This is a genomic window from Pseudomonas sp. o96-267 (assembly GCF_003935465.1).
Lineage (GTDB): Bacteria > Pseudomonadota > Gammaproteobacteria > Pseudomonadales > Pseudomonadaceae > Aquipseudomonas > Aquipseudomonas sediminis.
On record NZ_RHQP01000016.1, the window covers coordinates 45548 to 64904 of the forward strand.

The 19357-nt window shown below is 62.2% G+C and carries 16 protein-coding genes; 12 read left to right on the forward strand and 4 right to left on the reverse strand.

Features of this window, described 5'->3' with window-relative positions; all coding sequences use genetic code 11:
• Positions 1-244 precede the first annotated feature (244 nt).
• Both EGJ86_RS12905 and blaPRC read left to right on the forward strand, forming a co-directional pair.
• The gene (locus EGJ86_RS12905) at positions 245-2080 is read left to right on the forward strand and encodes a sigma-54-dependent Fis family transcriptional regulator (protein ID WP_125835350.1); all 1836 of its coding nucleotides are present in this window, start codon (positions 245-247) and stop codon (positions 2078-2080) included.
• A gap of 95 nt (positions 2081-2175) precedes the next feature.
• On the forward strand, positions 2176-3315 hold the full coding sequence (gene blaPRC / locus EGJ86_RS12910; protein WP_125835351.1) for a PRC family class C beta-lactamase: 1140 nt from the start codon (positions 2176-2178) through the stop codon (positions 3313-3315).
• A 90-nt stretch (positions 3316-3405) separates the two neighbouring features.
• Here the strand turns inward: blaPRC and cysS are convergent, their stop codons facing one another.
• Positions 3406-4791, reverse strand: coding sequence for a cysteine--tRNA ligase (gene cysS, locus EGJ86_RS12915; RefSeq protein ID WP_125835352.1), 1386 nt, complete (start codon positions 4789-4791; stop codon positions 3406-3408).
• On the reverse strand, positions 4792-6456 hold the full coding sequence (locus EGJ86_RS12920) for a glutamine--tRNA ligase/YqeY domain fusion protein (RefSeq protein ID WP_125835353.1): 1665 nt from the start codon (positions 6454-6456) through the stop codon (positions 4792-4794).
• A 160-nt stretch (positions 6457-6616) separates the two neighbouring features.
• Between EGJ86_RS12920 and EGJ86_RS12925 the strand changes: the two genes are divergently transcribed.
• A complete protein-coding gene (locus EGJ86_RS12925) occupies positions 6617-7114 on the forward strand; it encodes a peptidylprolyl isomerase (protein ID WP_125835354.1) in 498 nt (165 codons plus the stop codon).
• 4 nt (positions 7115-7118) lie between these two features.
• A complete protein-coding gene (gene lpxH / locus EGJ86_RS12930) occupies positions 7119-7838 on the forward strand; it encodes a UDP-2,3-diacylglucosamine diphosphatase (RefSeq protein WP_125835355.1) in 720 nt (239 codons plus the stop codon).
• A gap of 129 nt (positions 7839-7967) precedes the next feature.
• On the opposite strand, the gene EGJ86_RS12940 is transcribed toward lpxH, so the two are convergent.
• A complete protein-coding gene (locus EGJ86_RS12940; RefSeq protein ID WP_125835356.1) occupies positions 7968-8621 on the reverse strand; it encodes a tRNA-(ms[2]io[6]A)-hydroxylase in 654 nt (217 codons plus the stop codon).
• 157 nt (positions 8622-8778) lie between these two features.
• Here EGJ86_RS12940 and EGJ86_RS12945 point away from each other — a divergent pair, with 157 nt between their 5' ends.
• Entirely contained in the window at positions 8779-9642 is an 864-nt protein-coding gene (locus EGJ86_RS12945; protein ID WP_106732122.1) for a universal stress protein, read from the forward strand.
• Between the two features lie 64 nt (positions 9643-9706).
• Here the strand turns inward: EGJ86_RS12945 and EGJ86_RS12950 are convergent, their stop codons facing one another.
• Positions 9707-10183, reverse strand: coding sequence for a DUF1289 domain-containing protein (locus EGJ86_RS12950; protein WP_106732121.1), 477 nt, complete (start codon positions 10181-10183; stop codon positions 9707-9709).
• 404 nt (positions 10184-10587) lie between these two features.
• Between EGJ86_RS12950 and acnB the strand changes: the two genes are divergently transcribed.
• From acnB to EGJ86_RS12985, 7 genes are all read left to right on the forward strand, one after another.
• Complete coding sequence (acnB, locus tag EGJ86_RS12955; RefSeq protein ID WP_125835386.1) at positions 10588-13188, forward strand: bifunctional aconitate hydratase 2/2-methylisocitrate dehydratase; 2601 nt, start codon at positions 10588-10590, stop codon at positions 13186-13188.
• Positions 13189-13337: 149 nt separating this feature from the next.
• A complete protein-coding gene (locus EGJ86_RS12960) occupies positions 13338-13547 on the forward strand; it encodes a YgdI/YgdR family lipoprotein (RefSeq protein ID WP_106732119.1) in 210 nt (69 codons plus the stop codon).
• A 188-nt stretch (positions 13548-13735) separates the two neighbouring features.
• Positions 13736-14947 carry a CmpA/NrtA family ABC transporter substrate-binding protein gene (locus EGJ86_RS12965; RefSeq protein WP_125835357.1) on the forward strand — a complete coding sequence of 404 codons (1212 nt, stop codon included), beginning with the start codon at positions 13736-13738 and terminating at the stop codon, positions 14945-14947.
• A gap of 18 nt (positions 14948-14965) precedes the next feature.
• Complete coding sequence (locus EGJ86_RS12970; protein WP_036999951.1) at positions 14966-15544, forward strand: ANTAR domain-containing response regulator; 579 nt, start codon at positions 14966-14968, stop codon at positions 15542-15544.
• A 145-nt stretch (positions 15545-15689) separates the two neighbouring features.
• Complete coding sequence (locus EGJ86_RS12975; protein WP_125835358.1) at positions 15690-17039, forward strand: pyridoxal-dependent decarboxylase; 1350 nt, start codon at positions 15690-15692, stop codon at positions 17037-17039.
• Between the two features lie 133 nt (positions 17040-17172).
• Complete coding sequence (gene alaC / locus EGJ86_RS12980) at positions 17173-18402, forward strand: alanine transaminase (RefSeq protein ID WP_125835359.1); 1230 nt, start codon at positions 17173-17175, stop codon at positions 18400-18402.
• Positions 18403-18564: 162 nt separating this feature from the next.
• Positions 18565-19287, forward strand: a complete 723-nt coding sequence (locus EGJ86_RS12985; RefSeq protein WP_125835360.1) for a 1-acylglycerol-3-phosphate O-acyltransferase — start codon at positions 18565-18567, stop codon at positions 19285-19287.
• The last annotated feature ends 70 nt before the right edge of the window (positions 19288-19357 follow it).

The window sequence follows — 19357 nt, forward strand, 5'->3', positions numbered from 1 at the left end:
TGTCGTGCCATTCGATTGCGAACATCGATAGCGACAAGCGTGCCAGCCCCACAAAAAACAACGCATCTCTTTGATCAGAATCGAAAAAACCACCAAAGAACGGTGCAGCGACGGTTTTCCACTGAACACTTTTGAACAGTCGAATGTGAACAACTGAACAATTGGTTCGTTGACTTTGAACAGCCTTGAACGAAACTGGACCGATCGCGGCGCAGATCGCGAACCAACAAGAAGAGATCGCACCATGACAGAAGCTGCCCGCGCACCGGCGCATGACGCCATCATCCAGGAATCCTGGTCGCGCTGCCGTGACTACGGCCTGACTCACCAGAGCGCGCCCCGCTTCGACCCGCCGGCGCCAGGCGATCTTTCGGCGCTGCTGGAAAGCCGTCAGGCCCTGGTGCAGACCACTCATCAGGAAGTGCTGCCCTACTACGGCACCATCCTTTCCAACTCCAACTGCCTGATCATGCTCGCCGACGACCAGGGCCGGCTGCTGCAATCCTGGGGCGACCAGCGCTTCATCGAGCCACGCCAGGCCGCCGGCTTCGTGGCCGGCGCCAGCTGGCTGGAACGCTACACCGGCACCAACGCCATCGGCACCGCGCTCAGTTGCGGCCAGGCCGTGCATATCCAGCACGACGAGCATTTTCTCAAGGCCAACCGATTCATGACCGGCTCGGCCTCGCCGATCTTCGACGAACAGCGGCGCATGATCGCCGTACTCGACGTGTCCAGCGACAGCTACCTGCCGCCAGCGCATACCCTGGGCATGGTCAAGATGATGAGCCAGTCGGTGGAGAACCGCCTGATCCTCAAGCTGTTCGCCGACCAGTACCACCTGCTCAGCTTCAACACCAGCCTCGACAACCTCGACAGCCCCTGGGCCGGCCTGGTGGTGTTCGATGAACAGGGCCACGTGGTGTCGGCCAACCGCCGCGCTGACAATCTGCTGGGCCAACCGTTGACCTACGGCGCCATCGAGCAACTGTTCGACGTGCCTCTACAGCAGTTGCTCAACCAGCCGGACGGCCAGCCGTTCAGCCTGCGCACCAGCGGCCACTTTCGTTTTCACGCACGAGTACGGCGCCCTGCCCGACCGGCCCCCATTAAGCCTCGCGATTTCCGCCCGCAGGTTGCGCAAAGCACGCCACAAGAGCCTCATCTGCATGCACTGAGCCTGGGTGACGCACGCATGGAAAAGGCCATCCGCCAGGCCGAGCGCCTGCTGGAAAAGGACATCCCGATCCTGGTGCAGGGCGAAACCGGTGCCGGCAAGGAGGTTTTCGTCAGGGCGCTGCATCGCGCCAGCTCAAGCGCCGATCAACCCTTCATCGCGGTCAACTGCGCGGCCATTCCAGCGGAGCTGGTGGAGTCGGAACTGTTCGGCTACGAGAAAGGCGCCTTTACCGGCGCTAGCCAGAAGGGTCATATCGGCCTGATCCGCAAGGCGCATAAGGGCACCCTGTTTCTCGATGAGATCGGTGATATGCCGCTGCGTGTGCAGGCGCGGCTGCTGCGCGTATTGCAGGAGCGCTGCGTACAGCCATTGGGCAGCAGTGAGCTGCATCCAGTCGACGTGCGCCTGGTATCGGCCACCAACCGCCCACTGCGCCAGGACGTCAACAGCGGCCAGTTCCGCGCCGACCTGTACTACCGCATCAGCGGCCTGAATCTGGAACTGCCGCCACTGCGTGAGCGCAGTGACAAGCAGGCGCTGTTCCAGAAACTCTGGGAGCAGCACCGTGAACCTGGCCAACGTGCGGGTATCAGCCGCGAGGTGCTGGAGCTGTTTCAGCACCATCCATGGCCAGGCAACCTGCGCCAGCTCAGCAGCGTGCTACGCGTGGCGCTGGCCATGGCCGACGACCAGCCCATCCGCGCCGAACACCTGCCGGATGATTTCTTTCTCGATCTGCCGACAGAGGCGCCCCTGCCTGCGCATCTCGAGCCGGATGATGGCGACCTGGCCAGCCAGTATCAGGCCTGCGGCGGTAATATCTCCTACTTGGCGCGCCACCTTGGCCTGAGCCGCAATACCCTGTACAAGCGCCTGCGTGAACAGGGCGTGCGGCCCTGAACCTTTGTTAGAAGAATCTGCCCAAGCCATACATTTGCCACTGCACTCGCCCATCGAGCAGCACAGGCGTCGTCCCGCCACGAAAGGAACTCAGCATGCGCCACCTGTACCGCCCCCTGTTCGCCGCCCTGGCGCTGCTGGCCGCCAGCCACGCGCCGGCAGCTCCTTCACTGGAAACACAGGTGGACGCCGCTGCGAAGTCGATGATGCAGACCTATGCCATTCCCGGCATGGCCATCGCCATCAACCACAAGGGGCAGTCGCATTTCTTCGAATACGGCGTGGCATCCCGTGAAAGCGGCCAGGCGGTGGATCGCCACACCCTGTTCGAGCTGGGCTCGATCAGCAAACTCTTCACCGCCACCCTCGGCGCCTACGCCGAAGCCCGCGGCACGCTGAACCTCAGCGACAACGCCAGCCAATATCTGTCTGTCCTGCGCGGCACCGCCTTCGACCACATCAGCCTGCTGGATCTGGCCACTTACACCCCGGGTGGCCTGCCGCTGCAATTCCCGGACGCGGTCAGCAACGAACGACAGATGCTCGATTACTACCGTAACTGGCAGGCAGTGTATCCGCCGGGTACGCAACGACTGTATTCCAACCCCAGCATCGGCCTGCTCGGCTACCTGGCGGCCGCCAGTCTGGCCGAGCCGTTTCAGCAGTTGATGGAGAAGGATTTGCTGCCGCAACTGGGCATGCAGGAAAGCTACGTCCGCATACCGACCGAGCAGATGGAGCACTATGCCTGGGGCTACCGCGACGACAAGGCGGTGCGCGTGACTCCCGGCGCGCTGGATGCTGAAGCCTACGGGCTGAAATCCAGCGCCACCGATATGCTGCGTTTCATCAACACCAACCTGCACCCGGATCAATTACCCGCACCACTGCGCCAGGCGATCAGCTCAACCCATCGCGGCTACTACCAGGTCGGCGACATGACTCAGGCCCTGGGCTGGGAGCGCTACGCATACCCCATCAGTCTGAAGAAACTGCAGGCCGGCAACTCAGCGGAAATGGCGCTGCAACCGCAGACCGTGGCGCGTTTCAGTGTTCCCAGGCCAGCCGAAGGCGACCTGCTGCTGAACAAGACCGGCTCGACCAATGGCTTCGGCGCCTACATCCTGCTGCTTCCGGCGCGCGATACCGGCCTGGTGATACTCGCCAACCGCAACTACCCGAATGCCGAGCGCGTGCGCCTGGCGCTGCAGTTGCTCGAAAGCATCGAGCCATGACGGTACCGGCCAGCTAGACGGGCCCAGAACTTCGAGGCTCAGAAATGACAAAGGCCGCTGGAAAGCGGCCTTTGTCGTTGAGCATCAGCCTTACTCGGCCAGGCGCCAGGTGGTGCCACCCTTGCCGTCTTCCAACACCACGCCCATGGCGGTGAGCTGGTCGCGGATGCGGTCGCTTTCCGCCCAGTTCTTGTCGGCACGGGCCTGCAGGCGCGCGGCGATCAGCGCCTCGACTTCGGCGGCGTCCACCTTGCCGGCAGCACCGGCCTGGAGGAATGCATCGGGTTCGAGCTGCAGCACGCCAAGCACGCTGGCCAGTTGCTTGAGCTGCGCAGCCAGACCGGCTGCAGCCTGCACGTCAGACTCACGCAAGCGGTTGACCTCGCGGATCATCTCGAACAACACCGCACAGGCTTCTGGTGAATTGAAATCATCGTCCATCGCTGCGCCGAAACGCTCGACGAAGGCTTCGCCACCGGCAGGCGCAGCTACCGGCAGGCCTTTGAGGCCGTTGTAGAAGCGCTCCAGAGCGCCCTTGGCTTCCTTGAGGCTCTCTTCCGAGTAATTGATCGGGCTGCGGTAGTGGCTGGACACCAGCAGGTAGCGCACCACCTCAGGATGATACTTCTCCAGCACCTCGCGGATGGTGAAGAAGTTGCCCAGGCTCTTGGACATCTTCTCGCCATCCACGCGCACCGCGCCGGCGTGCATCCAGGCATTGGCGTACTGCTTGCCGGTGGCTGCCTCGCTCTGCGCGATCTCGTTCTCGTGGTGCGGGAACACCAGATCCGGGCCGCCGCCGTGGATGTCGAAGGTCTCGCCCAGGCAGCAGGTGGACATCACCGAGCACTCGATATGCCAGCCCGGACGCCCTGCGCCCCAAGGCGACTCCCAGCTCGGCTCGCCCGGCTTGACGCCCTTCCACAGGACGAAGTCCAGCGGGTCTTCCTTGGCCTCGTCGACCTCGATGCGCGCACCGATCTTCAGGTCTTCGATCTTCTTGCGCGACAGCTTGCCGTAACCAACGAACTTGCCGACGCGGTAGTACACGTCGCCATTGCCCGGCGCGTAGGCGAAGCCCTTGTCGATCAGGGTCTGGATCATCTCGTGCATGCCGGCGATATGGCCGGTGGCGCGCGGTTCGATATCCGGACGCAGCACAGACAGACGCGCTTCGTCTTCATGCATCGCCGCGATCATGCGCTCGACCAGCGCCTCGAACGGCTCGCCGTTCTCGTTGGCGCGCGTGATGATCTTGTCGTCGATGTCGGTGATGTTGCGCACGTAGGTCACATCGTAACCGCGCTGACGCAGCCAGCGGGTGACCACGTCGAATGCGACCATCACGCGAGCGTGACCAATGTGGCAGAAGTCATAGACCGTCATGCCGCACACGTACATGCGCACGCTGTTGCCTTCCAACGGCTTGAACGGTTCCTTGACCTTGCTCAGGGTGTTGTAGATGGAAAGTGCCATTTACTGACCCCAGGAATCGCGCAGGGTGACGGTACGGTTGAACACCAACGCATCGGCAGTCGAGTCCTTGTCCAGGCAGAAGTAGCCTTCACGCTCGAACTGGAAACGATCCTCGGCCGCTGCCTTGGCCAGCGACGGCTCGGCGCGGCAACCGCTGAGCACCACCAGCGAATCCGGGTTGATGTTGTCGAGGAAGCTACCGCCCTCTTCCGCTTTCTCGGGGTTGGCCGAGCGGAACAGACGATCGTACAGGCGCACTTCGCACTCGACGCTCTCGGCAGCCGGCACCCAGTGGATCACGCCCTTGACCTTGCGGCCTTCCGGGTTCTTGCCCAGGGTGTTCTCGTCATAGCTGCAGCGCAGTTCGACGATATTGCCGGCGGCGTCCTTGATGGCTTCGTCGGCGCGAATCACGTAGCTGCCACGCAGGCGCACTTCGCCGCCCGGGATCAGGCGCTTGAAGCCGTCCGGCGGGGTTTCCTCGAAGTCGCTGGCGTCGATGTAGATCTCGCGGGAGAACGGCAGCACGCGCACGCCCATGTCCTGCTTGGGATGGCGCGCCAGCTCCAGATTCTCGACCTGGCCTTGCGGGTAGTTGGTGATCACCACCTTCAGCGGTTTGAGCACGCACATGGCACGCGCGGCGTTGGCGTCCAGGTCGTCACGAATGGCGAACTCGAGCATGCCGATGTCCACCAGGCCGCCGGCGCGGTTGACGCCGATCATGTCGCAGAAAGCGCGGATCGAAGCCGGGGTATAGCCACGGCGACGGTAGCCGGACAGCGTCGACATGCGCGGGTCGTCCCAACCGTTGACGTGCTTCTCGTCCACCAGCTGCTTGAGTTTGCGCTTGCTGGTGATGGTGAAGTTCAGGTTCAGCCGGGCGAATTCGTACTGACGCGGCTGTGCCGGCACCGACAGGTTGGTCAGGAACCACTCGTACAGCGGACGATGGTCCTCGAACTCCAGGGTGCAGATGGAGTGAGTGATGCCCTCGATGGCGTCCGACTGGCCGTGGGTGAAGTCATAGCTCGGGTAGATGCACCACTTGTCACCGGTCTGATGGTGGTGAGCGTGGCGAATGCGATAGAGGATCGGGTCGCGCAGGTTGATGTTCGGCGAGGCCATGTCGATCTTGGCCCGCAGCGAACGGGCGCCGTCGGGGAACTCACCAGCCTTCATGCGGGCGAACAGATCGAGGTTTTCCTCGACGCTACGCTCGCGGAACGGGCTGTTCTTGCCCGGCTCGGTCAGGTTGCCGCGGTACTCGCGCATTTCCTCGGCGTTCAGGTCGCAGACGAAGGCCTTGCCCGCCTTGATCAGCTCGACGGCCCAGGCATGCAGTTGGTCGAAATAGTTGGAGGCGTAGCGCTCCTCACCGGCCCACTTGAAGCCCAGCCACTCGACATCGGCCTTGATCGCGTCGATGTATTCCTGGTCTTCCTTGGCCGGGTTGGTGTCGTCGAAACGCAGGTTGCACTGACCGCCGAACTCGTCGGCCAGGCCGAAGTTCAGGCAGATGCTCTTGGCATGACCGATGTGCAGGTAGCCGTTGGGCTCCGGCGGGAAGCGGGTCACGATCTTGGCGTGCTTGCCGCTGTCCAGATCAGCCTGGACGATGGGGCGCAGGAAGTTGGCAGCTTTTTCGACGGTAGGCTTGCTCATGGTGTCCTTAACAATACTGGCGCGGCACAGGGTAGGCCGCTTCGGGCAAAGTCCGTATCATAACCAACCTGTCAAGCCCCTGACAGGGTGCATACCACCCTGACAAGCGCTGTTCACCCCAGAGCCATCGGCTCGAACCTGCCTCTTCACGGATACGATCATGATCAAACTGCACACCAACCACGGCGTCATCACCCTGAACCTGTTCGCCGACAAGGCCCCGGAAACCGTGGCCAACTTCGAGCAATACGTGAAAGAAGGTCATTACGACGGCACCGTTTTCCACCGCGTAATCGGCAATTTCATGATCCAGGGCGGCGGTTTCGAGCCAGGCATGAAGCAGAAACCGACCCGCGCACCGATCAAGAACGAAGCCAACAACGGCGTCGCCAACAAGGTCGGCACCGTCGCCATGGCTCGCACCATGGAGCCGCATTCGGCCAGCGCGCAGTTCTTCATCAACGTCGCCGACAACGCCTTCCTCAATCACAGCGCACCGACCGTTCAGGGCTGGGGCTACGCCGTATTCGGTGAAGTGGTCGAAGGCATGGACGTGGTCGAGAAGATCAAGGGCGTCGCCACCACCATGAAATCCGGCCACCAGGACGTACCGGTGGACGACGTGATCATCGAGAAGGCTGAAGTCGTAGCCGAGTAAATCGATGATTCTGCTGATCTCCGATCTGCACCTCGAAGAGAAACGCCCGGATATCACCCGGGCGTTTCTGCATTTTCTCGTCACCCGCGCACGCCAGGCCGAGGCGCTGTACATCCTCGGCGACTTCTTCGAAGTCTGGATCGGCGACGACGGCATGACGCCCTTTCAACACGAGATCGCCCGCGCCCTGCGCGAGCAGAGTAATGCCGGCACGCGCATCTACCTGATGCATGGCAATCGCGACTTCCTTATCGGCAAGGCGTTCTGCCGCGAGGCGGGCTGCACCCTGCTGAGCGACCCGCACACAGTGCAGATAGGCGGCGAGACCGTGCTGCTGATGCATGGCGACAGCCTGTGCACCCTCGATGTCGGCTACATGAAACTGCGCCGCTGGCTACGCAACCCGCTGTCACTGCTGATTCTGCGCAATCTGCCGCTCAGCACGCGGCAGAAGCTGGCGCGCAAGCTGCGCAACGAAAGCCGCGCGCAGACACGGATGAAGGCCAGCGATATCGTCGATGTCACGCCGCAGGAAGTGATCAAGGTGATGGCCGAATACGGCGTACGCACGCTGATCCATGGCCATACCCATAGGCCGGCGGTGCATGAGCTGGAGGTCAACGGCCAACCGGCACGACGCATCGTGCTGGGGGACTGGGATCGTCAGGGCTGGGCGTTGCAGGTCGATGAACAGGGCTTCAATCAGGCGCCGTTCGAGCTATAGGGCTCTGCCCCCTCTCCCGCCCTTCGGGCACCCTCGGCTTTGGCGTCCTGCGTCGCCCTACCTCCTGCATCCATGCAGTCGTCTCCCATAAATGGGAGAGGGTCATCAGACGGCCGCTTCGCGGCTGCTTTATGCAGGCACACCGCTATGGAAACGGAACTGCTCATCCGGCGTGGTGATCAGGTCCCGCTCCACCGCCCGCACCACCTCGATACGCGCGTCCACATCGGCCGCATCGCCATACAGGTAAGCGAGCTTGAGATACCCACGGTAGTGGCGCCCTTCGCTCTCCAGCAATCCGGCGTAGAACTTGGCCAGCTCGGCATCCAGTCGCGGCACCAGCGCGGCAAAGCGCTCGCAGGAGCGCGCCTCGATGAACGCACCGACCACCAGCACATCCACCAGCCGCTCCACTTCGCCACCACGCAACAGCGCACGCAGGCCGGCGGCGTAGCGCGAGGCGGATACATGGCGGACCTCGATACCGCGCCCGCGGATGATCTTGCTCACCTGCTCGAAGTGCACCAGTTCCTCACGGGCCAAACGCGACATTCTCGCGGTCAATTCGGTCTTGGTCAGGTAGCGCCCCATCAGGCTCAGTGCCGTCTGTGCCGCTTTGTATTCCAGGTTGCGGTGATCGAGCAGGAGGATCTCCTGCTGGCGCAGGGCCTCGTCCAGCCAGGTCTCAGGGGTAGCGACGCCACCGAGAAACTCGAGAATTTCCTGCAGGATCGTTACAGGTTCCTCGCCATTACTCGGAACATGCTTGGTAATTGACATCATATTTGAAGCGCTCTCGGTGCTGGCGAGGTTGGAAATGGCGGGCCATTATACGAGTGGCAGGCCGGACGACCAGCATGCTGTTGATACAGGTCAACATGCCGCTGATAACGACCCGCCTATAGTTGGATAACTGCCATTCACGCTCAGGGAGATGACCATGCAAGCGATCCGCAGCATTCTGGTGGTGATGGATCCCCAACACCCAGAAGCCCTCGCACTGAAACGGGCAAAACTGATAGCCGGGGTAACCCAATCACACCTGCACCTGCTGGTCTGCGAGAAGAAAGGCGACCACAGCGCGTGGCTCAACGATCTCAGCAGCAGTCTCGCCGGGGAAGGTTTCAGCGTCTCCACCCAGCAGTCCTGGCATGAAAACCAGCACCAAACCATCATCGCCGTGCAGCAGGCCGAGGGCTGCGGCCTGGTGATCAAGCAGCACCTGCCGGACAACCCGCTGAAAAAGGCCCTGCTCACCCCGGAAGACTGGAAGTTGCTGCGCTATTGCCCAGGCCCGGTGCTGATGGTCAAGACCGAGCGCCCCTGGACCGGCGGCAACATCCTCGCTGCCGTGGACGTCGGTAACGCCGATGGCGAGCACCGCACCCTGCATGCCGGCATCATCAGCCATGGTTACGATATCGCTGGCCTGGCTAAGGGCACGCTGCACGTGACCACCGCGCATCCGACCCCGATGCTGTCGGCTGCCGATCCGACCTTCCAGCTCAAGGAAACCATCGAGGCCCGCTATCGCGAGCAATGCCGCAGTTTCCAGGCCGAATACGACATCAGCGACGAGCGCCTGCATGTGCTGGAAGGCCCAGCCGACGTGGTAATTCCGCAAGTTGCCCACCAGCTCGATGCGGCTGTCACGGTGATCGGCACCGTGGCGCGCACCGGGCTCTCCGGCGCACTGATCGGCAATACCGCCGAGGTCGTACTCGACGCACTGGAAAGTGACGTGCTGGTGCTCAAGCCTGACGAGATCATCGCCCACCTCGAAGAGCTGGTGGCGCAACGCTGAGCCAGCTCCCGAAACGAAAATGCCGCTCTGTATGAGCGGCATTTTTCTTTCCCTCCGGGCCGGACTAGACTCGCAGCTCCAGACCTTCCCGCAGAAACTTCGGCGCGATGTAACGCTCGTAGTGCGCTTCAGAGAGCAGGAAGAATTCGCGATCGATGGCGTCACGCAATTCGGGCAGCGCCCAATTGCGGAACTCAGGCAGTACGACCATGCCGTACGCCTCCAGCTGATTGATCATCCGCGCACCACGTGCGATCAGCTGATAGGCCCAGCAGTAAGGCGACTGTTGCGGTACGAAACGAATCTGCCGCTGCTCCAGCTGACTACGTAGACGCTGCTCATCGAATACCTCGACCTTGCCCGCCATCACCTGCACCAGCAGCACTTCCAGACGCGTCCAGACGGCGCGCTTCTCATCGTCGTTGTAGCTGTTCCAGTTGATCACCTCATGATGGAAGCGCTTGCAACCACGGCACACGACATCGCCGTAAACGGTTGAGCACAGCCCCACGCAGGGCGTCTTGATGCGCTGATTGGACATGGCGAAACAACATAAACAGCAAAACGGCCTGGCATCTTAGCCCTTTGTCTAATCCAGATCACCCCTGCCGATACGGGGACATCGACTTAACTTTATTCGCGTTTTCCATTAGAATCGGCCCGCCTTTTAAGGCGCCAATGTCCGTTGGAAGCTGTTTTCAAAGCGTCACGAGCACAGTCGATCCTGCAGGTACGATGGCGGCGCAGCCACTTGGAGTCCCCCCGAGCGTCTGCGTCAGCCCTCATCAGAAACCGTCCTGCCGGCGTAAAACTTTGAAAGCAGCTTCTACAAGAGACTCATGAAACCTCGGCTGCTCGGCTCATAAAGTCGAAAAGCGCCTGGTTCATGAGTATCTGGATCGCGTCCCGGACAACCCTTTGGGACCACTGATGAGGGTAATAACTGTGCTTGAAGCCTATCGCAAACACGTAGCAGAGCGTGCCGCTCAGGGTATCGTGCCCCAGCCGCTGAACGCCGAACAAACCGCAGGCCTGGTCGAGCTGCTGAAAAACCCGCCGGCTGGCGAAGAAGAATTCCTCGTAGACCTGATCACCAACCGCGTACCGCCAGGCGTCGATGAAGCCGCCTACGTCAAGGCCGGTTTCCTCTCTGCCGTTGCCAAGGGCGAAGCCACTTCCCCGCTGATCAGCAAGCAACGCGCCGTTGAGCTGCTGGGCACCATGCAAGGCGGCTACAACATCGCCACCCTGGTCGAACTGCTGGACGATGCCACCCTGGGCACCGTTGCCGCCGAACAACTCAAGCACACCCTGCTGATGTTCGACGCCTTCCACGACGTCGCCGAGAAAGCCAAGGCTGGCAATGCCAACGCCAAGGCCGTGCTGCAGTCCTGGGCCGACGGCGAGTGGTTCACCGCCAAGCCAGCCATCGCCGAGAAATACAGCCTGGCTGTGTTCAAGGTGCCTGGCGAAACCAACACCGACGACCTGTCCCCTGCCCCGGACGCCTGGTCGCGCCCTGACATCCCGCTGCACGCCCTGGCCATGCTGAAAATGGCTCGCGACGGCATCGTGCCGGAGCAACAAGGCGCCATCGGCCCGCTGAAGCAGATCGAAGAGATCAAGGCCAAGGGTTTCCCGGTCGCCTACGTCGGTGACGTGGTCGGTACCGGTTCTTCGCGTAAGTCCGCCACCAACTCGGTGCTGTGGTTCTTCGGTGACGACATTCCGTACGTTCCGAACAAGCGCGCTGGCGGCTTCTGCTTCGGCACCAAGATCGCCCCGATCTTCTACAACACCATGGAAGATGCCGGCGCCCTGCCGATCGAGTTCGACGTGTCGAACATCAACATGGGCGACGTGATCGATGTCTACCCCTACGCCGGCAAAGTCTGCAAGCACGGCACCGACGATGTCATCACCACCTTCGAACTGAAGACCCCGGTGCTGCTCGACGAAGTCCGCGCTGGCGGCCGTATCCCGCTGATCGTCGGCCGTGGTCTGACCGAGAAAGCGCGTGCCGAACTGGGCCTGGGCGCTTCCGACCTGTTCAAGAAGCCGGACCAGCCTGCTGCCAGCACCAAGGGCTTCACCCTGGCACAGAAGATGGTCGGCAAGGCCTGCGGCGTCGAAGGCGTACGTCCGGGCACCTACTGTGAACCGAAGATGACCACCGTCGGCTCCCAGGATACCACCGGCCCGATGACCCGCGACGAGCTGAAAGATCTGGCGTGCCTGGGCTTCTCGGCTGACCTGGTGATGCAGTCTTTCTGCCACACCGCGGCCTATCCGAAGCCGATCGACGTCACCACCCACCACACCCTGCCGGATTTCATCCGCACCCGTGGCGGCGTGTCCCTGCGTCCGGGCGACGGCATCATCCACAGCTGGCTGAACCGCATGCTGCTGCCTGACACCGTCGGCACTGGTGGCGACTCGCACACCCGCTTCCCGATCGGTATCAGCTTCCCGGCCGGCTCCGGCCTGGTGGCCTTCGCCGCCGCCACCGGCGTAATGCCGCTGGACATGCCAGAATCGGTTCTGGTGCGCTTCAAGGGCAAGATGCAACCGGGTATCACCCTGCGTGACCTGGTCCATGCCATCCCCTACTACGCCATCCAGAAAGGCCTGCTGACCGTCGAGAAGAAAGGCAAGAAGAACATCTTCTCCGGCCGCATCCTCGAGATCGAAGGTCTGGACAACCTGACCGTCGAGCAGGCGTTCGAGCTGTCCGACGCCTCCGCCGAGCGTTCGGCTGCCGGCTGCACCATCAAGCTGCCGGAGTCGGCCATCGCCGAGTACCTGAAGTCCAACATCACCCTGCTGCGCTGGATGATCAGCGAAGGCTACGGTGATGCCCGCACCCTGGAGCGTCGTGCCCAGGCGATGGAAGCCTGGCTGGCCAACCCGGTCCTGATGGAAGCCGACAAGGACGCCGAGTACGCCGAAGTCATCGAGATCGACCTGAGCCAGCTCAACGAGCCGGTACTGTGCGCCCCGAACGACCCGGACGATGCCCGTCTGCTGTCCACCGTGGCCGGCGACAAGATCGACGAAGTGTTCATCGGTTCGTGCATGACCAACATCGGCCACTTCCGCGCTGCCGGCAAGCTGCTGGACAAGGTCAAGGGTGGTATCCCGACCCGTCTGTGGCTGTCGCCGCCGACCAAGATGGATGCTCACCAGCTGACCGAAGAAGGCTACTACGGTATCTACGGCAAGGCCGGTGCGCGTATGGAGATGCCGGGCTGCTCGCTGTGCATGGGGAACCAGGCACGTGTGGCTGCCAACTCCACCGTGGTTTCCACCTCCACCCGTAACTTCCCGAATCGCCTGGGCGATGGCGCCAACGTGTACCTGGCCTCTGCCGAACTGGCAGCGGTCGCTTCGATTCTCGGCAAGCTGCCGACCGTCGAGGAGTACATGGCTTACGCGAAGGATATCGACAGCATGGCTGGCGACATCTACCGCTACCTGAGCTTCGACCAGATCGCCGACTTCCGTGAAGCGGCAGCCAACGCCAAGATCCCGGTCGTTCAGGCCTGATCAAAGCGTAGTGAAAGGAGCCCCGCCTAGTGCGGGGCTTTTTTATATCTAAGCCAAATGGCCTTTTTCCGCCCCCGGCTTGCAGCCGATGCGCCACCGTCTACCTTCTGAAATGGGGAATCCCCCCAAGAACCATTCAGGAGCCCATCATGAAGTCATGGATCATCGTCGCCCTATGCCTGTTTGGACTGGCCGGCTGCGCCAGCGAATACATCATCACCACCACCGATGGCCAGATGCTCACCAGCGATGGCAAGCCGGAACTGGACAAGGACACTGGCATGCTCGAATTCACTGACAGCGAGGGTCGCAAGCAGCAGATTCCGCAAAGCAGCGTCAAGCAGATGCTCGAGCGCTGAGGCCTGAACCCGCACTGGCATATGCCTTGCTTCATCTCACTGCAAAAAGCCCTTCCAACGTCGGAAACGGCTTGATCGACAACGGCGTCGTATCGAATCCCGGAGCTCTCGCGCCTGGATCTGGTACGACGCTTTTTATGGGCAGCCGTCCATGAATCAATGTTTTTGCGTGAAGGTAAGGAAGCAGCATGAGCGAACACGACACCCCGCGCGACGATGCCCTGGCCTGGGCCTGGGGTAGCGATGCCCCGGAGAAGAGCATGCTGAACATCGGCTTCATGGCGCTGAGCGATTCGGCCTCGGTGATCGTCGCCGCGACTCAGGGCTTTGCCGAAAAGTATGGGCTGAGCCTCAGACTGCAACGTCAGACGTCCTGGGCCAGCTCGCGCGACCGCCTGCTCAGCGGCGAGCTGGACGCCGCCCACAGCCTGTACGGGCTGATCTATGGCGTGCAGCTGGGCCTTGGTGGTGCCGCCGCCACGGATATGGCCGTGCTCATGGGGCTGAACCAGAACGGCCAGAGCATCAACCTGTCGCACACCCTGCAAGCCGCTGGCGTGACCAGCGGCGAAGCACTGCGCCAATACGTGCACCAGCATGAAGCACGCCTGACCTTCGCCCAGACCTTTCCCACCGGCACCCACGCAATGTGGCTTTACTACTGGCTGGCCAGCCAGGGCATCCATCCACTGCGCGACGTCGACAGCGTGGTGGTGCCGCCGCCACAGATGGTCGAACACCTGGAAGCCAAACGCATCGACGGTTTCTGCGTTGGCGAACCCTGGACCGCCAAGGCCGTCGATGAACAGCTCGGCTGCACCGTCACCACCATTCAGGCGATCTGGCCGGATCACCCGGAAAAGGTGCTGGGCTGTACCCGCGCCTTCGCCGAGCAGAACCCCAATACCGCCCGAGCCCTGATCATGGCGGTGCTCGACGCTGCACGCTTCATCGACGAGAGCGAAGAAAACAGACGCAGCACCGCCCTGCTGCTCAGCGGTAGCGAATACGTCAACGCACCGGTTTCGGCGATCACTCCGCGTTTTCTCGGCCACTATCAGGACGGCCTCGGCCATGCCTGGCAGGACGAGCATCCTCTGCGCTTTCATGCCGGCGGGCTGGTCAACCATCCCTATCTGTCCGACGCCATGTGGTTCATGACCCAGTTCCGCCGCTGGGGCCTGTTGCGTAGCGATCCCGACTATCTGGGGGTGGCCCGCCAGGTCCAACAACTGGCCCTGTACCGCGAGGCCGCATCGACGCTGGGCATACCGGTGCCGGGGGAAATGCGTAGCTCCATCCTGCAGGACGGCACGTGCTGGGACGGCAGCGACCCGGCCGCCTACGCGCGCAGCTTCCGCCTCCATGCCCTGGCCGACAGCCCGGCTGTCGCCCTGTAATTACCGGGAGAGCGTCCGATGCTGCGTATCCTTCTGATCAACGACACCCCGAAGAAGGTCGGCCGCCTGAAATGCGCCCTGATCGAAGCGGGTTTCGAGGTGATCGACGAATCCGGCCTGACCATCGACCTGCCTGAGCGGGTCGAGGCGGTGCGCCCCGACGTCATCCTGATCGACACCGAATCACCCGGCCGCGACGTGATGGAACAGGTGGTACTGGTCAGCCGCGATCAGCCACGACCGATCGTGATGTTCACCGATGAGCACGACCCCGGCGTGATGCGCCAGGCGATCCAGAGCGGCGTCAGTGCCTATATCGTCGAGGGCATTCACGCCCAACGCCTGCAGCCGATCCTCGACGTGGCCATGGCCCGCTTCGAGAGCGATCAGGCGCTGCGTGCACAGTTGCAGGCGCGTGACGCACAGCTGGCCGAACGTAAGCGCGTGGAGCTGGCCAAGGGTCTGCTGATGAAGATGAAGAGCTGCAACGAGGAAGAGGCCTATACCCTGATGCGGCGCCAAGCCATGAGCCGCCAGCAGAAGCTGATCCAGGTGGCCGAGCAGATCATTGCGATGCACGATATGCTCGGCGGCTGAGCAACTGTACCGGTGAAACAGTTCACTGTATCGGTACGGACTGTATCACTCGGGTAACTGTTGCAGCCGCCTTCGTCGGCGCCTGTGTATGCCGCGCCCTGCCGGGCTCGGCTAGGGTAGACAGTCCCTAGCCGAGGATTCCCTCATGACCGAACACGACCTGCTGGCCGAAGCCGACCGCCGCGCCCTGACATACCTGGACGGCATTCCCACGCGCCGGGTCTTCCCCGACGCCACAGCCATCGCCGCCCTGGCCACCTTCGACCAGTCCCTGCCAGAGCAAGGCCATGCTGCCGATCAGGTACTCTGCCAGCTCGACGAAATTGGCTCACCGGCCACCGTAGCGAGTAATGCCGCGCGTTACTTCGGTTTCGTCATCGGCGCGACACTGCCGGTGGCAGCTGCTGCGGAACGCCTGGTACTGGCCTGGGATCAATGTGCCTCGTCCTTTGACAATTCGCCAGTCGCTGATCGGCTGGAGAAGATTGCCGGACGCTGGGTTTGCCAAGCACTAGGGCTACCGGATCACAGCGCCGTGGGGTTTGGCACCAGTGCAACCGCCTGCACCCTGGCCTGTATCTCTGCCGCACGGCGTGTACTGCTGGCACGCCAGGGCTGGGATTTCGATGGTGACGGATTATTCGGCGCACCGCAGATCCGCGTCGTACTCGCCGAAACGGCACACATCACGGTGAAGAAAGCGCTGCGCGTGCTCGGCTTCGGCATGAACCACCTGCACTATGCGCCAGTGGACCAGTACGGGCGTATCGACCCAGCCCGACTGCCTGAACTGGATGAACGCTCGCTGCTGATATTGCAGGCCGGCGAGGTCAATACCGGCGAGTTCGACCGTTTTGCCGAACTGATTGCCATCGCCCGCGAGGCTAACGCCTGGGTGCATGTCGATGGCGCATTCGGCCTATGGGCGCGAGCCTCATCCTCAGCGCATTTGCTCGAGGGCGTCGAGCTGGCAGATAGCTGGACGACCGATGGACACAAGTGGCTGAACACCCCTTACGACAGTGCCATGGCGATATGCCGTGACGCCGATGCACTGGCCGCCGCTATGAACAGCGATGCGGCATACGCCTCGGCAAGCAAGGATGCGCAGAAGAACCTGACACTGGAGTTCTCTCGCCGCGCCCGTGGCATCGCCATCTGGGCGGCTCTGGCCAACCTGGGCCGCAACGGCCTGCAAGCGATGATCGACCGCCATATCCGCCAGGCTGAAGAACTGGCCAGCACATTACGCAACGCCGGCTATCAGGTACTGAACCGGGTTGTGCTGAACCAAGTATTGGTGCGTGGCGACACGGACGAACAGACCATCGCCATTCGCCAAGCAGCCCAGGCATCTGGCGAAGTCTGGTTCGGCCCCACTGTCTGGCAGGGCCGCCCCGCCTTTCGCCTGAGCCTCTGCTCCTGGCGCACCGAAGACGCTGATGTGGAGGCACTGGGCGCCTTGCTGCTGCGCTTGAAAGATGAGTTGAGCTGAAGCGACTGATTCGCTGTTTTATCCCGCAACTGCGCTGGACAGCGCAGTTCGGCAGCCCTTATCTTTAGCGCCGGCCACCGCAGTGGCCAACGTCGCTCGGACGGTTCCGGGCGCTTACGTATCCGAGGAAATCATGGCTGACAACGCCAAGCGCCGCTTTGCGCGCATCGATCGTCTCCCCCCCTACGTCTTCAATATCACCGCCGAACTGAAGATGGCCGCACGCCGTCGCGGTGAAGACATCATCGACTTCTCCATGGGCAACCCCGACGGTGCGACTCCGCCGCATATCGTCGAGAAGCTCGTGCAGGTCGCCCAGCGTGAAGACACCCACGGATACTCCACCTCCCGCGGTATTCCTCGCCTGCGCCGCGCCATCTCGCGCTGGTACAAGGACCGCTACGACGTGGAGATCGATCCGGAAAGCGAAGCCATCGTCACCATCGGCTCCAAGGAAGGCCTGGCGCATCTGATGCTGGCCACCCTGGACCATGGCGATACCGTACTGGTGCCCAACCCCAGCTACCCGATCCATATCTACGGCGCGGTGATCGCCGGTGCTCAGGTGCGCTCCGTACCGCTGGTGCCGGGCGTGGACTTCTTCGCCGAGCTGGAACGGGCGATTCGCGAATCGATTCCCAAGCCGAAGATGATGATCCTCGGTTTCCCCTCCAACCCCACCGCACAGTGCGTGGAGCTGGATTTCTTCGAGCGCGTGGTGACCCTGGCCAAGCAGTACGATGTGCTGGTGATTCACGATCTGGCCTACGCCGACATCGTCTACGACGGCTGGAAAGCGCCGTCGATCATGCAGGTACCGGGCGCCAAGGACATCGCTGTGGAGTTCTTCACCCTGTCCAAGAGCTACAACATGGCCGGCTGGCGGATCGGTTTCATGGTCGGCAACCCGGAGCTGGTCAGCGCCCTGGCGCGGATCAAGAGCTACCACGACTACGGCACCTTCACCCCGCTGCAGGTCGCGGCCATCGCCGCACTGGAAGGCGATCAGCAGTGCGTACGCGATATCGCCGAACAGTACCGGCAACGCCGCAACCTGTTGGTCAAGGGCCTGCACGAGATCGGCTGGATGGTGGAAAAACCCAAGGCCTCGATGTACATCTGGGCCAAGATTCCCGACGCCTATGCCCATCTTGGCTCGCTGGAGTTCGCCAAGAAGCTGCTGGCAGAAGCCAAGGTCTGCGTCTCGCCCGGCCTGGGTTTTGGCGACTATGGCGACGACCATGTGCGCTTCGCCCTGATCGAGAACCAGGACCGCAGCCGCCAGGCACTGCGCGGCATCAAGGCGATGTTTCGCGCCGACGGTTTGCTGCCAGGCAAGCCGGCCAAGGCAGAGACCGAGTAAGCATTGAAGGGCGCCGTAAGGCGCCCTTTCTACATGGACCTGAAAACCGACAAGTTCTGCGACAATTCAGGACGTTACGCACGCCAAGCGGGGGTTTCGAGCAATTGCCCGGCAGAGTGAACGCCCGTACACTGCGCGCCCCTTCCCAGACGGTTCTCCCCAATGCTCTTCGTTTTGCGCATGCTGTTGATGGGCGTGCATTTCATCCTGGCCGGCCTGCTCGGCCTGCTGCTCGGCCTGTGCCGCCCGTTCAATCCGGACAACAGCCGCCTCTGCGCCCGTCTTTATTCGTTGCCCGCCCTGTGCCTGCTGCGCCTGAAGCTGAAGACCGACGTACGCCCGCTGCTGGAGCACCAGCGTTCCTGCGTGATCATCGCCAACCACCAGTCCAACTTCGATCTTTACGTGCTTGGCCGCGTGGTACCGAAACGTACCGTGAGCATCGGCAAGAAGAGTCTCAAGTGGGTGCCATTCTTCGGTCAGCTCTACTGGCTGGCCGGCAACGTGCTGATCGATCGCAGCAATGCCGTCGCCGCCAAGCGCGCGATGCTCACCACCACCGAAACCCTGCGTCACCGCGACACCTCGATCTGGGTGTTCCCCGAAGGTACGCGCAACCTCGGCCGCGGTCTGCTCCCATTCAAGAAAGGAGCATTTCAGATGGCAATCGCGGCCGGCGTACCGATCATCCCGGTGTGCGTGAGCAACTACAGCCAATCCATGCGTCTGAATCGCTGGAACAGCGGCCGCATCATGATTCGCTCGCTGCCGGCCATCCCTACTGCCGGCCTGAGCCTGGATGACATGCCCGCGCTGATCGAACGTTGCCAGCAAGCCATGAGCGAATGCATCAGCAGCATGGACAAGGAACTGGCCTCGGCATGAGGCCTGACGCGATCGCGAGCAGGTAGCTCGCGCCAGTCATCAAATCTATCGATAGTTACTCTGCCGCGCA

Coding starts and splice junctions, on each gene's coding strand:
- EGJ86_RS12905 (WP_125835350.1), top strand. CDS start 245: ATGACAGAAGCTGCCCGCGCACCGGCGCATGACGCCATCATCCAGGAA.
- blaPRC (WP_125835351.1), top strand. CDS start 2,176: ATGCGCCACCTGTACCGCCCCCTGTTCGCCGCCCTGGCGCTGCTGGCC.
- cysS (WP_125835352.1), bottom strand. CDS start 4,791: ATGGCACTTTCCATCTACAACACCCTGAGCAAGGTCAAGGAACCGTTC.
- EGJ86_RS12920 (WP_125835353.1), bottom strand. CDS start 6,456: ATGAGCAAGCCTACCGTCGAAAAAGCTGCCAACTTCCTGCGCCCCATC.
- EGJ86_RS12925 (WP_125835354.1), top strand. CDS start 6,617: ATGATCAAACTGCACACCAACCACGGCGTCATCACCCTGAACCTGTTC.
- lpxH (WP_125835355.1), top strand. CDS start 7,119: ATGATTCTGCTGATCTCCGATCTGCACCTCGAAGAGAAACGCCCGGAT.
- EGJ86_RS12940 (WP_125835356.1), bottom strand. CDS start 8,621: ATGATGTCAATTACCAAGCATGTTCCGAGTAATGGCGAGGAACCTGTA.
- EGJ86_RS12945 (WP_106732122.1), top strand. CDS start 8,779: ATGCAAGCGATCCGCAGCATTCTGGTGGTGATGGATCCCCAACACCCA.
- EGJ86_RS12950 (WP_106732121.1), bottom strand. CDS start 10,183: ATGTCCAATCAGCGCATCAAGACGCCCTGCGTGGGGCTGTGCTCAACC.
- EGJ86_RS12960 (WP_106732119.1), top strand. CDS start 13,338: ATGAAGTCATGGATCATCGTCGCCCTATGCCTGTTTGGACTGGCCGGC.
- EGJ86_RS12965 (WP_125835357.1), top strand. CDS start 13,736: ATGAGCGAACACGACACCCCGCGCGACGATGCCCTGGCCTGGGCCTGG.
- EGJ86_RS12970 (WP_036999951.1), top strand. CDS start 14,966: ATGCTGCGTATCCTTCTGATCAACGACACCCCGAAGAAGGTCGGCCGC.
- EGJ86_RS12975 (WP_125835358.1), top strand. CDS start 15,690: ATGACCGAACACGACCTGCTGGCCGAAGCCGACCGCCGCGCCCTGACA.
- alaC (WP_125835359.1), top strand. CDS start 17,173: ATGGCTGACAACGCCAAGCGCCGCTTTGCGCGCATCGATCGTCTCCCC.
- EGJ86_RS12985 (WP_125835360.1), top strand. CDS start 18,565: ATGCTCTTCGTTTTGCGCATGCTGTTGATGGGCGTGCATTTCATCCTG.